Consider the following 19005-nt stretch of genomic DNA (forward strand, 5'->3'; position numbering starts at 1 on the left):
CCTCCAGGGTTGCGCTCGCGAGTCTTATGCTGGCGCCCTGTTGGCGGGAGTGATCTGAACGTTGTAGCCGAATTTGCGAAGCTGTTTGGCTAGAGATTGGGCACGATAGATGAGGAGCTTCGGCTCGACTCCGGTGCCTTGCTCGACGTAGCGGATTCCCCCATGAAGAATCTTCCAGACCAAGCGGCATAGGCGATGTGCGATGGCCCAGACGGCGGATTTATAACCCAGGCGCGGCAGTAGACGCCGGAACACTGCCTGAAAGTGTGTGCCTTTGCTCCGGGCGACAGCATGAGCGGCCTGGTTGAGCACCCGGCGCATGTACTTGTTGCCTTTCGCCGAACGACTGCTGGAGTTCTCTTCGGCGCTTTCCTGGTTTCCGGGGCAGGTTCCCACCCAGGAAGTGAACTCGGCCGCAGAGGGAAACGTGCTGGCCGTCACCCCTACTTCGGCGATGATCTGCTGAGCCGAATCGATGCCCAGACCGGGTACTTCCGCCAGTCGTATCACGGTGTCCTGATGCGGCTTCATGGCCTGCGCGATCAGATTGTTCAGCTTTGCAATTTGCTCATCAAGCAACCGCAGTCGCTCCAGCTCGAGCGCGAGCATTTGCCGGTGCATTGGGTGCGATTCTCCTGTTAACGCTTCGATCAGTTGTTCTTCGGTGCACTTCAACCGATCGTCTCCCAACAACGCCAGGCTCTTTGCGTCAGTCTCGCCATTGACCAGGGCATGCAAGATGCGAAGACCGCTCGATCCCAGCAAATCGGCGACAACTACCGACAGCTTGATACGCATCTCTTCCAGCAGACACTCGATCTGACTCTGGAGCCGTACCCGGTCGCGTACCAGTTGCAGCTTCATCCGGGTCAGGTTGCGCCAGATGCGCTGCTCCCCGTTTGGTACAAAACTCAGAATCAGTTCCTTGGCAATCAGCCGTCGCACCAGTCTCTCCGCGTCCTTGAAGTCATGCTTGCGCCCGCGCGGAGCACGATTGGAAAATGCTTGTGCCAGATGCAAGCACATATGCGGCTCCAACTCCAGCCATACCGATCTCCAGTACTGCGCCGTGGATTCCATCACTGCTTCTTCGACGCCCAGCTGCTTGAGCCACGTCGATAAGCGGCGCAACTCAGCTGGCATGGTGGCGAACCGCCGGCGCTCCGGCTTCGACTCCGGCATGCGTGCATCCATCACCACCACCATCAGGACCTTCTTATGTACGTCTATTCCTGCAATCTTATCGGCCATCGCAACCTCCCGGCGTGAAAGCGGCAGGAAGCGTGCGCAAAGACATCAGACACCGTCACGTGCTACCAAACCTCCCGACAGGATGGATGGCGCGACACAGATTGGTTCAAACACGCATCCCGGGCCAAACTCTATCACGGCCTCAGCCGCTCCAGAGTCCTAACGGCCTTTGCCGTTCCACGCCAATACGATCGTAAACGCTTCTACTCGAAACGATTTTCATCTCTATGGGTGGGCCGAAGGCCCATGTCTAACTCCGTCGGATTAGGGAAGGATTGCCGACGATGCTGACGCAATTCGCCAAGCGCGCCATCTCTGCTTAGTCAGCAAACTCCCCCGCGTGATCGCTGGCCCACTCGCGGAACGTTCGTGCCGGAACTCCCGTGATTTCTGCGACCGTAGACGTAACATGTGCGGAATGGCCGATTGCAGCAGCCCACGCGTCGAGCAGCAGGCATGAGAGTGGCCAAATCGCGCCGCGCCTCATCCGGCGACATCTCTTCAATGCACAACGAGCGGCCAATCTCACGACCTATTGTGGAGATTTGCTCCAATTGGCTCAGGGATTGCGGTCCTGTTAGAACATACTCCGCTCCCGCGCGGAACTCATCACAGCACGCGAACTGCAACTGCGGCGATGTCGCACTCAATCCAGACGCGCTCGTTTGCCGCCACAGGTTGAGTTGATGCAGGGAGACCTCACTATTCCCGAGACTCTTGATAAATGCTTGATTGGGTGTCGACACGATCGTCCTCGTGTGGACGGCGCCGCCATCCGCTGTTACTCCCGCTTTGGAGCGGACCGCGAAGCACGCACAGCGCATCGTATATCTCTCAGTTGATACGCGTGCGTAAGTCCATACCTCATTCCCCGTTGGAATTTTTTCAACAAGGTAAGACCTGAATTGTGCAGGACCATGGGTCGCTCCCGGGGATGCCATGTCATTGCTTCTGATCGAAGTTTCCCAAAAACCATTTCTACGCCTATAGGTCGGTCTTCGTTTACTCACCCTTTCCTCGTGCCCAGCCTTCGAGCACGGCGGTACAATCCCGTGCATGCGCGTATTGGGCGGTCAGTTGCCCATGTTTTCGTTGTCAATGGACGGCTGATGTGGAGGCACATGCCATCTACGCTTGCATCTTTGTTCATGATCTTGACCTTGGGCTCAGGCAAAAACTTGATCGGAGCAAAGTCATATGAAGAATGAGAGCAATACCGCCCCTGGTGCCGCCAAAGCAGGAAGTCCATCCCCAAAAGGGCCCAAAGATTCGACCCGGCGCAAGCTTCTAAGCCAGATTGGCGCCACCTTCGCCGCAGGCATGCTCGCCCGCGACGCTTCAGCCTCTGGGCAGTCCAGGAGCAGTGCCGGCGACGGCGCTGCTACAAGCGATGTTGACGCGCCTGAGGGAATTAGCAATTCGCGTGTGCATAAGTCGTTCGCGCTACGTGTTAGCGCCACGACGAACGAGGCACGAATTCCCACCCCGCCTCACAGTACCAACGGCGACGAGACGCGCTACTCCGACAAGTCCGCCACCTACACCAAAGGACTGCTGCAAGACGGTCCTTGCAAGGTCAACTTGTTTGCTTATGAGACCTTCAAGACCGCGTTGAATAGCGGCGAACCCGACGACTTCGAAAAGATCACACTCGGAGGCACGCGCAAGCTGAACTGTCCGCAAGGCGGCTTAACCTTCGACTTGGAAGGGAGCGATTCGGTTCAGTTCGGTAACGCGCCCTCGCACCACAATCAGGAAGACGGCGTTGTCGTTCCACCTCCGCCGGCACTTGCCTCTGCGGCATACGGCACTGAACTGGTTGAGCTTTACTGGGCTTCGCTGCTGCGCGACGTGGCATTCACGGATTATGCGACCAGTTCAGTCGCGAATGCCGCCGCGCAGGAGCTTTCGACGATGCCGGCCTACGCCGGCCCAAGAAAAGGCAGTGGCCAGGTTACGCCCGACCTGCTGTTCCGCGGGGCCTTCCCCGGTGAAACCGTTGGCCCATACATCTCGCAGTTCTTCATAACGCCCACTGCCTGTGGCGCGCAGGCGATGAGCCAGCAGATGACGAGCTATCTCCCGAATCTCGATTACATGACCGACGCTTCAACATTTCAGCAAGTGCAGAACGGAATCTCGACTGGCCTGGTCAACCAGTCCGATGCGCAACCACGATACATGCACGACGGCCGCGGCTTGGGCGCTTACACGCATGTCGACGTGCTCTATCAGGCCTACTTCACTGCGTATCTCGTGCTCAACACGCTCGGCGTGCCGCTCAATCCCGGCAACCCGTACGCCGAATCAAAAACACAGATTGGATTCGGCAGTTTTGGCCAACCACACTTCGCGACGCTCGTGGCAGAAGTGGCCACTCGAGCGCTCAACGCTGTGTGGTACCAGAAGTGGTTCGTGCATCTGCGCCACAGGCCCGAATCCGGCGGCGGCATTGCGCACTTGATTGCGACCGGTCAGGGCGGCACCATTCAGGGCAAGCTGAGCAGCAACGTGATGGACTCGAACGCGCTGCAGGCAAGCTTCAACAAATACGGCAGCTACTTCCTCTCCCAGGCCTTTCCTGAAGGTTCCCCCACGCACCCCGCCTATCCGACAGGTCACGGAACGGTTGGTGGCGCATGCATCACCATCCTGAAATTCTTTTTCGACGGGAACTTCGTTCTCCCGAATCCTCTAGTTCCCACCAGCGATGGCCTTGCGCTGGGATCCTATAGCGGCGCAGATGCGGGCCAACTCACTGTAAACGGTGAACTGAACAAACTCGCACACAATGTATCCTTCGGCCATGGCATTCTGTCTGGCATCCACTGGCGAAGCGACAGCGATTCGTCGATGTTGCTGGGCGAGGCGGTGGCGATCAGCATTCTTCAGGACAAGGCGCAGACGTTCAACGAGAAGTTCACCGTAAACTTCACGAAGCTGGATGGCACGACAGCGACGATTTCGAACCAGTAGCGGCGCCCTTGATCGAAGCGGGTGGCCATCAACCAACCACAAAAGCACGGGTGCCCCATCTTTCGTGTGCTTTGCGAACGGCGGGCCAAAGCCTCACCTCGACATCGCCGTTGAGCCGCTCTTCGATTAGTTCGCGCGTGGGTATTTGGGTATCCACATTTCGTGAGTTAGGTTACCTGGAAGATGGCCAGTTTATTCCAATCAAGGGCGTTCCTGGCGGAAATATGCTCTCAATCGTCCACGACACGGCCAGCATCTGTGGGTGATCAACGAGCCTGCCGGTCTCTTTCGCATCTCACCGCAGAATGAGGTCCAACAGATTTCCTGGTCGGGCCTCGGGCATAAGGACCATGCCAGCGTTCCGGCTGCTGATAGCAGGCAGGGCGGGTTGTGGATTGGATTCTTTCTGGGCGGTATCAGATCTTCAATGCCTTCTTTACCACCAAACCGCAAGGCTCCGGCATGGGCCTGGCGATCAGTCGCTCCATCGTCGAGTCGCATGGCGGCCGTGTGTGGCCACGGCGAACGACGGACGGGGCGCAACGTTTCATTTCACTTTACCCACCGCGGCCGAGGAAGTGAAAGTGCCCGCTACCGAACCTGATTCGGTGTCCACCGGGCCGTCTCACGGTGATACAGAGGAGGCTTTGGCCCGCAAGCCGATCGCAAAAGGTAGTTGGCTCCAGTCACGGGCCATCAGATAATCCTAACCGGATTTAGTTCTGTCATAAGCCTGTTCACCTGGCGGAACATAACCTCCCTAGCTAGAGGACGAGAAGAGAACTAATAAACCAGCTTATTTGCCGAACCGACCACAACTCTGGCATTGCGCCATGCTCTTGAATCACACCTTTGTCGTGATCGAAAAATGAACATCATTTTCACGCCATCGAGAAAATCCTCATGCTTTCTTTTCAGTACCTTAGAGTACTGGGTGCCCCAATAAATACTTGATAATAAAAGAAATATACGGTCTGGCAAATCCAGCATTCGTGGGTTCAATTCCCACTCGGTGCTCCAATCTCCTTTCATTTCCTTCTTAGATCAATCCTTAGGTCCGACCGTCTGCAGCTCCGTGATGCATTGAGCTAACGGGATAAGAACCTGCCCTGCGAGAACCAGCACGGCGAAGCGCCGTGGGACCAGGGTTGGTTCAGGCACGGTTCCTCCGTTAAGCCAGCCGCATCTGCAGGTGGGGAGGACAGAGATTTCGAGCTTTTTTTTCCGGGCTCTATGTCTTTAGAACGAACCGGTTTTCTCTTGCTTTGTTCTGCGGAGCTAGCAATCGCGTTGTGGCGAGGATCAGAAGTCGTTGTACAATATTGAACAATTTCGCAGATGCATTCTCGAAGCGATCGCTTTCGTACTTAGTAAGAGGTAATCATCGATTCCCCTCACGGGGCTGTACACAGCGAAGGATAATCTTTTATTTTTTGCTGGAGTCGTGAGAGACGTTTTCCCGACAATGTCCTCACCCGTATCAGAGATGCAGTGCTGTTCGGCTTTCCTTGAGGTTTCTTGGGCCGCTGTTATTGCCTGCCGTTGGTCGGCATCGTAAGCGTCCGCCAAGGCGCAAAGCACCGCGTTATGCGGCGAGTGCCATACCAACTTTATGTAATTGGCGCAGTTGCGCGCCGTGTCTATTATCACGACAAGCTAGACCGATGACCAAGGTTCATCAAGTCGCGATCGTCACTGTTTTGACCGTGGGTGCTGGCGCGGTTCTATGTACAACCTTAGGTCAAGTAGGAGGCACGGATGGCTTCTGAACAGGAGTTTGAGTCGACGCAGACGTTCCGACTCGATGTCCCCCTGCATAACTTACTGACACAACCTTCCCCTCCGCCGCCAGGTCTGCGAGCGATCGGTGAGCCGCAGACCTTTCCGAATCCGGTCTTTCCGCAACACCCTGAGTTGATGGGAGAGATTGATCCTTCGGACGGCTGGGTTCCGCCTGAAAAACGCCAATGGACTCCCGGGCAGATCTACCACGCGATGCAGGGATGGCTGTTCCCGTACATTCGTTCGCGTGTTACCGCGGGAGACTTTCATCCGCTCATTGCTTACCTCTTCACTGAGTTCAAATGCAATCTCGACTGCCACTACTGCTGGGCCTTCGACAACAAGGTGAAGGGGATGACGGAGGATAAGGCCAAGCGCTCGGTCGACTGGCTGCATGGCACGGGGTGTCGCGTGCTCGCCTACATGGGCGGCGAGCCGCTGCTGCGACCTGACCTTATTCATCGCATAACTTACTACGCGGCGAAGAAGAACTTCTGGATCTATCTGCCGACCAACGCCCGGCTGCTGCGCACTGATGTGATCGATAAGCTTGCGGATGCGGGTATCTCCACATTCAACATTGCAGTCGATGCGGTGGACATCAAGCCTGGACTGCCGAAGGCGCTGGCACCGATTCGCAAGCAGTTCGACTACCTGATCTGGAAGCAGTATGGGTATGGCTACTCTGTGTTTCTCAACATCAACATCTGCCGCAACAATCTGGATGACGTGCGGGAACTGACGGAGATTGCGCACGACTGCGGCATCGCGACGGACTACCACATCAACGAATCGCCGCTGCTGGAGCAGGACGAACACTTCAAGCACTCTGCCAATAATGTCACCTACATCACGAAGGAAGACTGGCCCGCGGTCGAAGAGACCATTCAGTGGCTAACGGAGAAGCAGGACTCCGGCTACAAGATGGTGAACTCAAACACGCGCCTGTGGCAGATGGTTGGCTTCATGAAGGGCAATCATTTTCCGTGGAACTGCCGGGCCGGACAGAACTCCATGATCATTCGAGTGGATGGAACGCTGGCGCCGTGCTTCCCAATGTATACAGCCTCGTATGACTGGGGGACGGTGGGCGATCACAAGTTCGATACCAAACAGCTCGATCATCAGAAGGAGAGCTGCCAGACGCATTGCTTTTCCACGCTAAACCACATCCTTGGCTGGTGCTACAACGACCAGCGCGTCATCAAGTACTTTTTCAAACAACTTGCGCACGGATTCCAGGGGATGAAGGGACAGATGTAAGGAACCCACTTTCATTCCGCGACAACTTGCAGCCAATCACCTAGCTAAGGGGAGACGCATATGCCGGCAGTCGTCAATGAGATCGTTCAGACTGATTTTGAGATGGAAGTTCAGGCCCGTATCGAAGCCGAGCGGGCACGTCTTCGCGCAGAGGCCGGGCTGGCACGGATGCGCGAGTTCAAGAAACCGGTAGAGCGCACCTTCACAGCGGCAGAGCGGGACTACGTCACGATTCTCTTTGGCGGGCTTACGTGGAAGCACGAGGAGATGATCAAGGCGGTCTTCCATGGCAGCGGCTACAAGTGCGAGAACATTCCGACTCCGGTCGTCGCCGACTTTCAGGCTGGCAAGGAGTACGGCAACAACGGTCAGTGCAATCCTACTTATTTCACGGTTGGCAACCTGGTGCGTTATCTGCAGGGGCTGGAACAGCAGGGCCTGACTCGCCAGCAGATCATCGACAACTACGTCTTCTTCACCGCGGGCTCCTGTGGGCCGTGCCGCTTCGGCATGTATGAGGCGGAGTACCGCTTTGCGCTGCAGAACGCGGGCTTCGACGGGTTCCGCGTGCTGCTGTTCCAGCAGACCGACGGCATCAAGGCAGCCAGCGGAGAGCCGGGTCTGAAGTTCTCCGTGGACTTTGGCATGGGAATGCTCAACGCGCTGAACCTGGGCGATGTGTTGAATGAGCTGGTGTATCAGATTCGTCCGTTCGAAGTGAACAAGGGCGAGACGGACAAGGTGATTCAGCAGGCAGCAAAGACGCTGACGGACACGCTGCGCGACCGAAAGCGTTGGCATGTGATGGATGCTGTACCTTCGTGGGCTAAACCCTATCTGGAAAAACACAAGAAGGTAGAAGGGATTACATGCACGCTGGGCAAGATCGCCGACAACCTCTACGGCAAGGAGTATGTCGATGCGCTGCATGCTTGCCGCGACAGCATCAACGCAATTCAAGTGGACCGTCTGCGCGTGAAGCCCGTGATCAAGATCACAGGCGAGTTCTGGGCGCAGACAACAGAGGGCGACGGCAACTTCAACATGTTCGCGTTCCTCGAGAAGGAAGGCGCGCAGGTGCTTGTGGAGCCGATCGCGACGTGGATTTCTTACATGATGTACGTGGCGAAGGAGGGCGCCAAGGCTCGCGCTGAGGTCGATGCTCCGTATCGCGATCCGAAGTGGTACGAGCTGAAGAAGCGCGCCGTCAACGAGCTGCTGCTCTTCAAGAAGACCGGAGGCCTGACGGTTGGCAGCGGGATGTGGACGTACTTCTATCACCGCACCATCAAGCATATGGGTGACACGGCGCATCATATTGTTCCGCAGAAGGAGCTGTCGCGTCTGGCGCATCCGTTCTACCACCAGCTTGCGCGCGGCGGTGAAGGCTTCATGGAGGTGGGCAAGAACGTCTACTACACCGTGAACCATCTGTGCCACATGGTACTGGCGCTGAAGCCCTTCGGCTGCATGCCCTCCACACAGTCCGACGGAGTGCAGTCGCGCGTGGTCAACAAGTACAAGGACATGATCTTCCTGCCGATCGAGACCTCTGGCGAAGGCGAAGTGAATGCCCACAGCCGCGTGCAGATGGCGCTGGCTGAGGCAAAGGCCAAGGCTCGCGCGGAGTTTCAAGGAGTGCTTGATAAGACCGGCAAATCACTCGACGAACTGCGCGAGTATGTTGCCGACCATCCACACCTCTCACATGCGTTGTACAAGGTTCCGCATCAGGAGGGCCTTGCCGGAACCGCCGCGCAGTTTGCCGTGCATGTAAGCGACCTGATGGACAAAGACAGAGCGTATCGCCGCCGGGCCCGCGTCTCGGTTCCAGAACAGCGAGTTGCCTGACGTTTCACTCGTTGGACGCAGTCTGATTTCTATCCCCTGAGGTGACGAGTGATGGAACAGCTTCTGGTTGGTCTGGATGTGGGTTCGACGACGGTGAAGGCGATCGTCGTCGATGCGGCGACGGATGCGATGCTGTGGCAGGACTACCACCGGCATGAGACGCGGCAGCCGGAGAAGGTGCTGGAGTTTCTGCGGCGCATGGAGTCAGAGGCCAGAATCTCTGCGGCTAACACGCGGATCTTCGTCACAGGATCGGGCGGCGGCACGATTGCGGAGATGATCGGGGCGAAGTTCGTGCAGGAGGTTCACGCCGTCTCGCTTGCGGTCGAAAAACTTCACCCCGAGGTCTACTCTGTCATCGAACTTGGCGGGCAGGACGCGAAGATCATCGTCTTCAAAGATGATGAGGAGACAGGGCGCAAGAAGAAGATTCCGTCGATGAACGATAAGTGCGCCGGCGGAACGGGCGCGGTGATCGACAAGATCAATGCGAAGCTGAAAATTCCTGCCAGCGAGCTTTCCAACCAGGGATATCACGGAGTGAAGCTGCACAAGGTAGCGGGGAAGTGCGGCGTCTTTGCGGAGACGGACATCAATGGCCTCCAGAAGACCGGGACGCCTTCGCATGAGCTGATGGCCTCGCTCTTTGAGGCGATCGTGCTGCAGAACCTCAGTGTGCTCACGCGAGGCAATACGCTGCGGCCGCACGTGTTGCTGCTGGGCGGCCCCAACTCATTCATCCGCGGCATGCGTGAGGCGTGGCAGGCGAACATTCCGCGCATGTGGAAGGAGCGTAAGGTCGAGATTCCGGAGGGCATGACGCCGGAAGACCTGATCAAGGTTCCTGACAACGCGCAGTACTTCGCGGCGCTTGGTTCTGTTGAGTTCGGCAAGGATGAAGAGGCCTCCATCGGACGCTATCTGGGGACGGATAAGCTCGCCTACTACATCGACTATGGACGTGCGGAGGAGAAGGCTGCGTCAGGAACGAAGGGCCTCGTTACCGATAATGCCGAGCTTGATGAGTTCAAGTCAGCTTACCGTCGCAAGAAGTTTGTTCCCGCGGAGTTCACGCAGCAACAGGTTGTCTCCGGCTTCATCGGCATTGACGGCGGATCGACGTCTACGAAGGCCGTCCTGCTGGGCACCGAAGGTGAGATTCTCTGCAAGACATACCAGCTGTCGAACGGCAATCCGATTCAGGATGGCATCGAGATGTTTGAGAAGCTGCGCGCGCAGATTGAGAGCAAGGGCGCAACGATGGAGGTACTCGGAGTCGGAACGACGGGATACGCCAAGGACATCCTCAAAGATGTGCTGCATGCCGATGTCGCGCTGGTGGAGACGGTGGCTCACACGGAGTCGGCGCTGAAGTTTTACGACGACCCGCACGTCATCATCGACGTCGGGGGTCAGGACATCAAGCTGATCGTGCTGAAAGACGGCCGTGTGAAGGACTTCAAGCTCAACACGCAATGCTCGGCCGGCAACGGATACTTCCTGCAATCAACCGCGGAAGGCTTTGGCATGAAAGTGGAGGAGTTTGCCGATATCGCCTTCGCGGCGAAATCGATGCCTTCGTTCGGCTATGGCTGCGCTGTCTTTATGCAATCGGACATTGTGAACTTCCAGCGTCAGGGCTGGCGCTCGGAAGAGATTCTTGCCGGACTGGCGGATGTACTTCCCAAGAACGTCTTCCTCTACGTGGCCAGCATCCCGAATCTCGCCTCGCTTGGATCACGCTTCGTGCTGCAGGGTGGAACGCAGAACAACATGGCGGTGGTAAAGGCGGAGGTGGATTTCATCAAGTCGAGCTTCCGCGCCAACGGCAAGGAACCGGAGATCATCGTGCACGAGCACTGCGGCGAATCTGGAGCGATCGGCGCAGCGCAGGAGGCTCTGCGGTTATGGAAGAACGGCAAGCAGACGACCTTCATCGGCCTTGAGGCGGTGCGGAACATTCGCTATCGCACCACCCGTAACGAAGACACGCGCTGCTACTTTTGCAAGAACAACTGCCTGCGCACGTTCATCGATGTCGATGTCAACTCAGCAGCAGCGGAGACCGACCGCCTGGCAACACCGGAGGAGGCTGCGCGCGCCGAGAGCCTTCCCAGTCTGGAGCATATTCAGGCCAATCTTCCTGCAGCCGAGGCGCATGGTTCCTCGTGCAGTACTGGCGGCAGCTGTGGCACATCGTCTCCCTTCAAGGCTAAAGTGGAGCCGCTGGTGCAGATCCAGATTGCTCCTGGTTCCAGCAAGGTGATCGAGTTGCCGAAGCCGGTTGACTTCCAACCGCGCAAGACGAAGGTTCCACTTCGAGTTGGTGAGCAACGGCTGATTATTGCGACCTGCGAAAAGGGAGCTGTTGAGGACCTGGACGACATGAAGGACATCAAGGCCGATATTGACAAGATCAAGGAAGCAAATCCGAACTTCGTCGATATTGCAGCGCGCGATGTCTTCCGCCACCGCGAGGTGGCAGCCGTTGCCGATGCGGTTCCGAGTACGAAGGGCCTCTTCGTCTCAAAGAACGTGAAGGAGCGGGCGGCATTGATGGAACGGCGCAAGGACTTCCGCATCGGCATTCCGCGTCTGCTCAATACCTATACGTACGCTCCGCTGTTCAATGCGTACTTTGCAAGCCTGGGGATCAAGGCCGAGAACATCCTCTACTCCGACTACACGACGCCGGAGCTTTACCGCGCCGGAGCGAGCCGCGGCGCCATCGATCCGTGCTATCCGTCGAAGATCGGCATTGCGCACGTCTACAACCTGCTCGCCACGAAGCACAGCAAGAAGCCGCTGAACGCCGTGTGGTTCCCGATGTACGACGTGCTGCATACGCCGCTGGTGAACCTGACGGGATCGAACGCCTGTCCAACGGTGACCGCCACTCCTGAGGTTGTAAAGGCCGCGTTCACCAAGGAGAGCGACATCTTCACCGAAAACAACATCACCTACCTCGATCCGATCCTGAACCTGCAGGACCAGAAGATCTGCGCGGAGCAGATGTACAAGGCATGGTCGCCGCTGCTGGGCCTCTCGCGCGAGGAGAACGATCGCGCTATCGCTGCCGGGTTCAAAGCGCTCTCGGACTGCGAGGGCGAGATTCGCCGTCAGGCGCGCGAGACGCTCGATCAGCTCGAGCGTGAGGACCGCATCGGCATCGTGATGCTTGGCCGCGTCTATCACCACGATCCCGGCCTGAATCACGAGATCATGGAGGAGTTCCAGAAGCTTGGCTATCCGGTGTTCTCGCAGAGCACGCTGCCGCTGGATGAAGACCTGCTCGACCGACTCTTTGGCGACGAGGTGAAGGCCGGGATGATCACGCACCCTCTGGATATCAGCGACGTGTGGAAGAATCGCTACTCGACCAGCACGAACCACAAGGTGTGGGCGGCGAAGTTTACCGCGCGTCATCCCAATCTGGTTGCGCTTGAGGTCTCAAGCTTCAAGTGCGGTCATGACGCTCCTATCTATGGTGTGATCGAGGGAATCATTGAAGAATCCGGAACGCCGTACTTCTCGTTCAAGGACCTCGACGAGAACAAGCCTTCCGGCTCAATTCGCATTCGCGTGGAGACGATCGATTACTTCCTGCGGCGCTACCGCGAGGACATCATCAAACGGCGCAAGATCGAGGCCGACATCGAAGCGAAGCTTGCAGAGTATGCGCTGCAACTCGAGTCGGAGCGCCTTGTCTCAGCCTAGTCTCAAGGCGCGATCGGCTTCATGAGAAGCTCGAAGAAGTGAACGTTGGCAGTTGTGCCTTGAAGGCTCAGCTCGAGCCTATGGAGTGCGCGCCTGGAGCGATCGCCAACTCACCGAAATGGAGCGTTCCGAGCTCTCCGTTGGTTGCTGTGACAGGCTTCACGAGTTGAGTTGCCGGCCCTTCGAATCCGTCCACGAAGTAGCGCGCCGTCTTCCCATCTCCCTAACGGAAGCCCTTTGCCTGCTGTCGCATCGAAGCAAAACGGCAGCCGCCCCGCGTACCCCTGCGCCATCTCGTCCGGCTCCGTAACACTCTGAATCTGATCACCTCTCTGTCGGCAAACGATTTTCGGCGGAGATAGAATTGTAGGAGCCGGACAGGTTGAGGATAATCTGTTGAAGCGACAGAGGAAGGTGGGGAGTGGAGATGATGGTGTTGGGCCGATTCCAAAGTAACCGCAACTTACTGGTTCTATGGCTGACGCTGGGGCTCGCTGCCTTCGTCTGGGCTCAGAAAAACGGAGGCACGAATCCGAAGGACACAACCCCTCAGCAGGCACAGCAGAAGAGCGCTCCCTTGACCCCTGCTGAGCAGAGGCGGGCGGACCTACTGGCCGATACTGAAAAGCTTTACCAGCTGACCCAGGAGCTGAAGGCGGAGGTGGCCAAGAGCAACAAGGACACACTCTCCGTATCCGTGGTCAAAAAGGCGCAAGAGGTGGAGCGCCTGGCCAAGAGCATCAAAGAGCGGTCAAAGGCCCAATAGCTGTCCGGCCCAGCTGAGGCAGAGCCTGGACATCTGATAACAAATTCATAGATGTCATCCGCCATCCCATTTTTCCTTGGAAGGCTCGCTGGTATTCTGTTGGTAGCAAAGCCAATAAGGCCAGCACGATCGACCGGCAACACGTATTGCGACGTTGTTCCCAGGGAGACATCATCACGTGACACCCCTCCGCGCCGAAGGCGCCTGGCCGCCTGTAGTTGTCGCCAGCGTATTCCAGACGGGCCTGAATCTGATGCGCGACCTTCTGCGCCGTGGCGTGCGTACGGTCGGAGTAGACTGCGACGGCACTCATGAAGGGTTCCGCTCCTCCTACGGCAAGTCGTACCTGTGTCCGAATCCCGATACGCATCCGGAGGAGTGGATTGCGTTCATGATCGACCTTGCCGGCAAGCTGGGCGGGAGGCCTGTCATCATTCCCGCGGCCGATATCTTCGTCTCCGCGCTGGGCACGCATGTGGAGGCCCTGAAGTCGCATTACCTCTTCTCGCTGGACTCGATTGCCGTGCAGGCTGCGCTGGCAACGAAAGAGCAGCAATATGCGCTCGCAGCACAGCACGGTCTGCCGATTCCGCGTACCGCTTACATCCAGTCTCGTGCCGACCTGGAGCGCTTCGCCAGCGATGCTCGGTTTCCCTGCCTCATCAAGCCGCGCCACCAGAGGGAGTGGGACGCACTACCGGAGGGAAACCGGCTGCGCGGTCTGAAGCTGACGACCGCAGACACCGCCGAGCAGATGCTGGCCGATTACGCTCTTACCGAGCCGTACCGTCCCGAGGTCGTGGCGCAGGAGATCATCGCAGGGGGCGACGACGACAAATATTGCTACCTCTCGGTCTATGGCGCAGGCGGCCGCAGGCTGGGTCACACAGTCGTCCACGAGCTGCGCGCTCATCCGGTTCTCTTCGGAAGCGGATCGATCGTGGAACCTGTCATCGACCAGGAGATAGCTACGCTGTGCGACAACTTTCTCCGAGGAATCGGGTATGTCGGCATCTGCGAGATCGAGGTGAAGCGCGACACGCGCGACGGAATCGTGCGGCTCATCGAGGCGAATCCTCGCTACAGTGTGACCGCCGACGCCGCTGTCCACGCCGGTGTGGACATCGGTTGGCTGCACTATCTCGACCTCATTGGACAGTCCGTGGAACCGGTTGAACCGACGCGCCTTGGCTTCCGCCACATCGTCCTGCGACGCGACATCCCTGCCCTTCCCCGTTATGTCGAGCGCGGCATCCTGACGTGGAAGCAGATCCGCGAAACCTACCGTGGGCCACTCGCCTTCTTTGATTTTGACCTGCATGACTGGCGCCCTACCGCAACCACTCTTAAGGGTTGTGCTCGCGTCGCGGGCGGAACGGTCCTTCGCTCAATCGGTCTGCGAAAGCAGCTTGAATAAGCTCCTTCGCGCATGCCGTTTGTGACATCTAAACCTGCAAGCGCAACTGGGAGAAATGTCGATCAATGTCGAAGAGAAGACTAGCTGCAACGACGATGCGGAGCCTGGGGGTCCTGCGCGCCCTGGAGATGTTCCACTCCAAGCCTGGAATCCTCGTCGTGAATCATCATCGCGTTGGAGATCCGGTCTCCACGCGCTTCGACCGTGATGTCTTCAGTGCGACGGCCGATGCATTCGATCGGCAGTTGAAGTATTTCAAGCGGTACTTCCCTGTCGTCTCGGGCGAAGAGCTGGAGGATCTCGTCTCAGGCAGGACTCCGTTGAGGCGGATGCATGTCGCGATTACCTTCGATGACGGCTATCGCAACGACTACGTGACGTCCTTCCAGGTGTTGAAGGCGAATGACTGCACTGCCGCTTTCTTCCTGGTTCCGGAGTACGTCGGTACCCGTACGATTCCCTGGTGGGATGAGATCGCTTATCTTGTTCGCAACAGCCCGCATCCGCACATTACGCTTACAATTCCTGCGCCGCTGACCGTAACGCTGGATCGGGATCGCGAACCTGCGATACGCGCCGTGCTTCGCCACTATAAGCGCGCTGACAACACCCGCGGCGACAGGCTCCTGGCTGAGCTGCGCGAGCAGGCCCGCTGCGAGCTCCCTCCGGTAGGGCGGCGCTTCATCACCTGGGAGGAGGCTCGCGAGATGCGAGATGCCGGCATGACCATCGGGTCGCACACGCAGACGCACGGCATCCTGGGCCAGATGCCGCCACAAACGCAGAAATGGGAGCTCGCAGAGTCCAGGAAGAATATCGAAGCAAACATCGGCGGAGAGGTTCGCAGTCTTGCGTATCCGGTGGGGATCCGCGGAGCCTTCGACGAGACCACCGAGCAGATCGCGCGCTCGCTCGGGTACAAGATGTGTTTCTCGTTCTATGGCGGCGTCAATACCCCTTCCCACATGCAGCCGACCAATCTGCTGCGAATGGCAACGAGCCGTGACGACCTGCTGTTTCGGGCCGAGACCGTGTTCCTGTCGAGGTTCGGAAGGCTTCCGTACTAGGTACGGCTTCGCTATGCCTTCGAGAGAGCCTCGCCGCTCTCCGTGTAGCCGCTGGGCGGTTGCAAGGCTCGCCGCCTGCTGTAGAGCTTGACCATCGCCGCGGGCAGCATCGGCATACGGGCGCCGGGATGGTACGGGCCGCCGCGGCCTCTCCACCCATCCCATAGGCCGGCAAGGATCGCTTCCCTGCTCTCCTGCCGGCTCGACAGGCGATTCCAGTGGCGCAGAAATCCATTGAAGCTGTGCCATGCGAGCTTGAGGCTTCCGGCCAATCCGAGATGCTTTCTCCAGAAACGGCTCTCGTTCCGCGCCATGTAATACCAGTAGTGCGGGCGAATCTCAAGCGGCCTGGTGTTGCGGTTCTTCTCCAGGTGCCGCACGACCGTGTTGGGATCGACGACGTTGCGGAAGCCAGCGGCGGCACTCCGCGCCGAGTAGTCGATGTCCTCAAAGTATGCGAAGAACGCCGTGTCCAGCAGGCCGATCGTTCGCACCAGCTCTGCACGTACCAGCATGGCAGTGCCGATGACGAGGCCGGCGTCGGGATAACGCTCTGCCCACTCCGCGGCGACTGCAGGATCATGGGTCTCGTTGTAGAGCGCATCCTTCATCGAGATGATGCCCCCGGCGAAGGTGATCCTGTCTTCATCCAGTGCGCCGATCCTCGGCGTCACCAGCCCGATGCGCTCGTCAGCCTGCGCCATTGCGACGAGAGAGGAGAGCGTCTCCGGCGTCACCACCGCATCGTTGTTTAGCAGCCACACATAGTCGGCACGGATGGCGAGCGCCCGCTCCAACCCCAGGTTGCAGCCTCCCGTATAGCCCGTGTTGACCGGCGATTCCAGCAGCTCCACTCGCTCGCTGGCTAGCTTTCTCAACTCGCCCGGCGAGCCGTCCTGCGATCCGTTATCGACGATCAGGACACGGAAGTTCGGATAGTCCATGCGGAGAACGGATGCGACCGCCGTCCGCGTCTCCTCCAGGCTGTTCCAGTTCAGCAGGACGACGAGGACGAGAGGAGCCGTGCCTCCATCACCGGGCCGCCATGCGTGTGAATTACTCATTCGTCTCCTCAGATGCTCTCATTGCCCCTCCGGCTGTCTCGTTAAAAGCAGCGCTACTTCTCATTCCAGGTATTTACAGACGCTCGAGCCATCACCCATACTGGGCATCACTCTCTTGATGCGAGGATACAGATCGTAGCCGCATTTTTCAGCCTGGGAGCGGGTTCCCGTAGTCTCGCCGCAACTGCCATGCTTCTGCGATCGCAGAGGGAGACATGGCCGCAGAGCTACGACCCCGCGCATCATTGGCTGATCTCCGCGGCTTGGGCGGCGCTGCCGCTGGCCGTTCTGTTGGTCTCCATGGCAGGCCTCCGCATCAAGGGACACCTTGCTGCGCTCGCCGGACTCGGCACGGCGCTGCTGGTTGCATTCGCTGTCTTTCACATGCCCCTCCGGCTTGAGCTTCTCGCCGCAGGTTACGGCGCAGCCTACGGCCTCTTTCCCATATCCTGGATCGTCTTCCCCGTACTGTTTCTCTACCAGCTCACACACCGCTCAGGCCGATTCGCGCTGCTGCAGGAGAGCATCATCGGCATCACCAAGGACAGCCGGCTGCAGCTGCTGCTGATCGCGTTTGCCTTCGGAGCGTTCTTTGAGGGCTCGGCCGGCTTCGGAACGCCGGTCGCCGTCTGCGGAACCATCCTCATCGGCCTCGGATTCCGGCCGTTGCAGGCGGCGGCGCTTTCCCTGCTCGCCAACACGGCACCTGTGGCCTTCGGAGGACTCGGCATCCCCATTGTTGCGCTGCACGGCATTACCGGACTTGATACGCTGCTGCTCTCGCGCGTCATCGCCCGCATGATCGCCCCATTCTGCCTGCTGATTCCTTTCTGGCTGGTGTGGGCCTATGCGGGCTTCGCCGCGATGCTCGAGGTCTGGCCAGCCATTCTGGTTGCTGGTGCGACATACGGCCTGACTCTGCTGGCAGTTGCCACACTTCACGGCCCCTGGCTGGTCGACATCCTCTCCTCGGGCCTCACCATCGTGGTTCTGCTCGCGTTCTTTCGCGTCTGGAAGCCGAAGCGCATCCTCAATGCGGCGCTCGAAGATGTCCCGCGGCGTGCCGATTCCGTCACGAGGAACAGAGGTGTCTTTATTCGCGTGGCACTGCCGTGGATGATCCTTACAGGCTGCATCATTCTCTGGGGCATCCCACCATTCTCGCGAGCCCTCGATTCCATTCATGTCCTGCGAATCCCCGTCCCCGGCCTCCATCAGACGGTGCTGCGCATGCCGCCTGCCGTTCCCGCTCCTGTCTCCGAGCCCGCTCTCTTCAACTTCAACTGGCTATCGGCTACGGGAACAGGGATCTTCGTTGCCGCGCTGATCGCCGGGTTCGCCATGGGTCTTCGGCCGGGAGTCATCCTGAAGGTCTTAGGCGAAACCTTCGTCAGCATGCGCTTCACCTTTGTCACCATCGCAGCCTTGATGGCCATTGGCTTCGTCACTCGCTACTCCGGCATGGACGCGACCCTCGGGCTCGCCTTCGCGCGCACCGGAGTCTTCTACCCCTTCTTCGGCACGCTGATCGGATGGCTTGGCACCGCTTCTACCGGATCCGACACCTCATCGAACGTCCTCTTCGGAAGTCTGCAGAGCTTGACGGCGCAGCAACTGGGCATCTCGCCCTACCTGATGACCTCGGCCAACTCCGCCGGCGGCGTGATGGGCAAGATGATCGCTCCGCAGAGTCTCGTCGTCGCCACGACTGCCACCAACAACTACGGCCGCGAAGGCACGCTGCTTCGTCTTGTACTGATATACAGCCTCGCGCTCGCCTGCCTGATGGGGCTGCTCGTATCTCTGCTTGCCTACGTGCCCTGGCTCACGCGGCTTGCACTTCGCTAGACG

General features: G+C 58.5%; 11 protein-coding genes. 9 read left to right on the plus strand and 2 right to left on the minus strand.

Annotated features, from left to right (window positions below; genetic code table 11):
• Positions 1-24: 24 nt before the first annotated feature.
• Positions 25-1251 carry an IS110 family RNA-guided transposase gene (locus Q363_RS18920; protein ID WP_035353399.1) on the minus strand — a complete coding sequence of 409 codons (1227 nt, stop codon included), beginning with the start codon at positions 1249-1251 and terminating at the stop codon, positions 25-27.
• Between the two features lie 1197 nt (positions 1252-2448).
• On the opposite strand from Q363_RS18920, the gene Q363_RS18925 reads away from it, so the two are divergent.
• From Q363_RS18925 to Q363_RS18955, 8 genes are all read left to right on the plus strand, one after another.
• A complete protein-coding gene (locus Q363_RS18925; protein ID WP_051978991.1) occupies positions 2449-4227 on the plus strand; it encodes a vanadium-dependent haloperoxidase in 1779 nt (592 codons plus the stop codon).
• A gap of 462 nt (positions 4228-4689) precedes the next feature.
• Entirely contained in the window at positions 4690-4809 is a 120-nt protein-coding gene (locus Q363_RS44335; RefSeq protein WP_245632324.1) for an ATP-binding protein, read from the plus strand.
• Between the two features lie 1176 nt (positions 4810-5985).
• Positions 5986-7272 (plus strand): radical SAM protein, encoded by a 1287-nt coding sequence (locus Q363_RS18930; RefSeq protein ID WP_035353401.1) that lies wholly within the window; start codon positions 5986-5988, stop codon positions 7270-7272.
• Positions 7273-7332: 60 nt separating this feature from the next.
• Positions 7333-9123 carry a hypothetical protein gene (locus tag Q363_RS18935; protein WP_051978992.1) on the plus strand — a complete coding sequence of 597 codons (1791 nt, stop codon included), beginning with the start codon at positions 7333-7335 and terminating at the stop codon, positions 9121-9123.
• A 51-nt stretch (positions 9124-9174) separates the two neighbouring features.
• Positions 9175-12840, plus strand: a complete 3666-nt coding sequence (locus Q363_RS36320) for a BadF/BadG/BcrA/BcrD ATPase family protein (protein WP_064742671.1) — start codon at positions 9175-9177, stop codon at positions 12838-12840.
• A gap of 427 nt (positions 12841-13267) precedes the next feature.
• Complete coding sequence (locus Q363_RS18945; RefSeq protein ID WP_157467146.1) at positions 13268-13606, plus strand: hypothetical protein; 339 nt, start codon at positions 13268-13270, stop codon at positions 13604-13606.
• 178 nt (positions 13607-13784) lie between these two features.
• On the plus strand, positions 13785-15023 hold the full coding sequence (locus Q363_RS18950) for a carboxylate--amine ligase (protein WP_035353406.1): 1239 nt from the start codon (positions 13785-13787) through the stop codon (positions 15021-15023).
• A 65-nt stretch (positions 15024-15088) separates the two neighbouring features.
• Positions 15089-16090: a polysaccharide deacetylase family protein gene (locus Q363_RS18955; protein WP_084080532.1), complete on the plus strand. Its 1002-nt coding sequence runs from the start codon at positions 15089-15091 to the stop codon at positions 16088-16090.
• A gap of 11 nt (positions 16091-16101) precedes the next feature.
• Here Q363_RS18955 and Q363_RS36325 read toward each other — a convergent pair whose 3' ends face one another.
• Positions 16102-17154, minus strand: a complete 1053-nt coding sequence (locus Q363_RS36325) for a glycosyltransferase family 2 protein (protein ID WP_051978993.1) — start codon at positions 17152-17154, stop codon at positions 16102-16104.
• 189 nt (positions 17155-17343) lie between these two features.
• Here Q363_RS36325 and Q363_RS18965 point away from each other — a divergent pair, with 189 nt between their 5' ends.
• Entirely contained in the window at positions 17344-19002 is a 1659-nt protein-coding gene (locus Q363_RS18965; RefSeq protein WP_035353411.1) for an L-lactate permease, read from the plus strand.
• The last annotated feature ends 3 nt before the right edge of the window (positions 19003-19005 follow it).

Origin of the sequence: Edaphobacter aggregans DSM 19364 (genome assembly GCF_000745965.1) — a bacterium.
GTDB classification, from domain to species: domain Bacteria; phylum Acidobacteriota; class Terriglobia; order Terriglobales; family Acidobacteriaceae; genus Edaphobacter; species Edaphobacter aggregans.

Coding starts and splice junctions, on each gene's coding strand:
- Q363_RS18920 (WP_035353399.1), bottom strand. CDS start 1,251: ATGGCCGATAAGATTGCAGGAATAGACGTACATAAGAAGGTCCTGATG.
- Q363_RS18925 (WP_051978991.1), top strand. CDS start 2,449: ATGAAGAATGAGAGCAATACCGCCCCTGGTGCCGCCAAAGCAGGAAGT.
- Q363_RS44335 (WP_245632324.1), top strand. CDS start 4,690: ATGGGCCTGGCGATCAGTCGCTCCATCGTCGAGTCGCATGGCGGCCGT.
- Q363_RS18930 (WP_035353401.1), top strand. CDS start 5,986: ATGGCTTCTGAACAGGAGTTTGAGTCGACGCAGACGTTCCGACTCGAT.
- Q363_RS18935 (WP_051978992.1), top strand. CDS start 7,333: ATGCCGGCAGTCGTCAATGAGATCGTTCAGACTGATTTTGAGATGGAA.
- Q363_RS36320 (WP_064742671.1), top strand. CDS start 9,175: ATGGAACAGCTTCTGGTTGGTCTGGATGTGGGTTCGACGACGGTGAAG.
- Q363_RS18945 (WP_157467146.1), top strand. CDS start 13,268: ATGATGGTGTTGGGCCGATTCCAAAGTAACCGCAACTTACTGGTTCTA.
- Q363_RS18955 (WP_084080532.1), top strand. CDS start 15,089: ATGTCGAAGAGAAGACTAGCTGCAACGACGATGCGGAGCCTGGGGGTC.
- Q363_RS36325 (WP_051978993.1), bottom strand. CDS start 17,154: ATGAGTAATTCACACGCATGGCGGCCCGGTGATGGAGGCACGGCTCCT.
- Q363_RS18965 (WP_035353411.1), top strand. CDS start 17,344: ATGCTTCTGCGATCGCAGAGGGAGACATGGCCGCAGAGCTACGACCCC.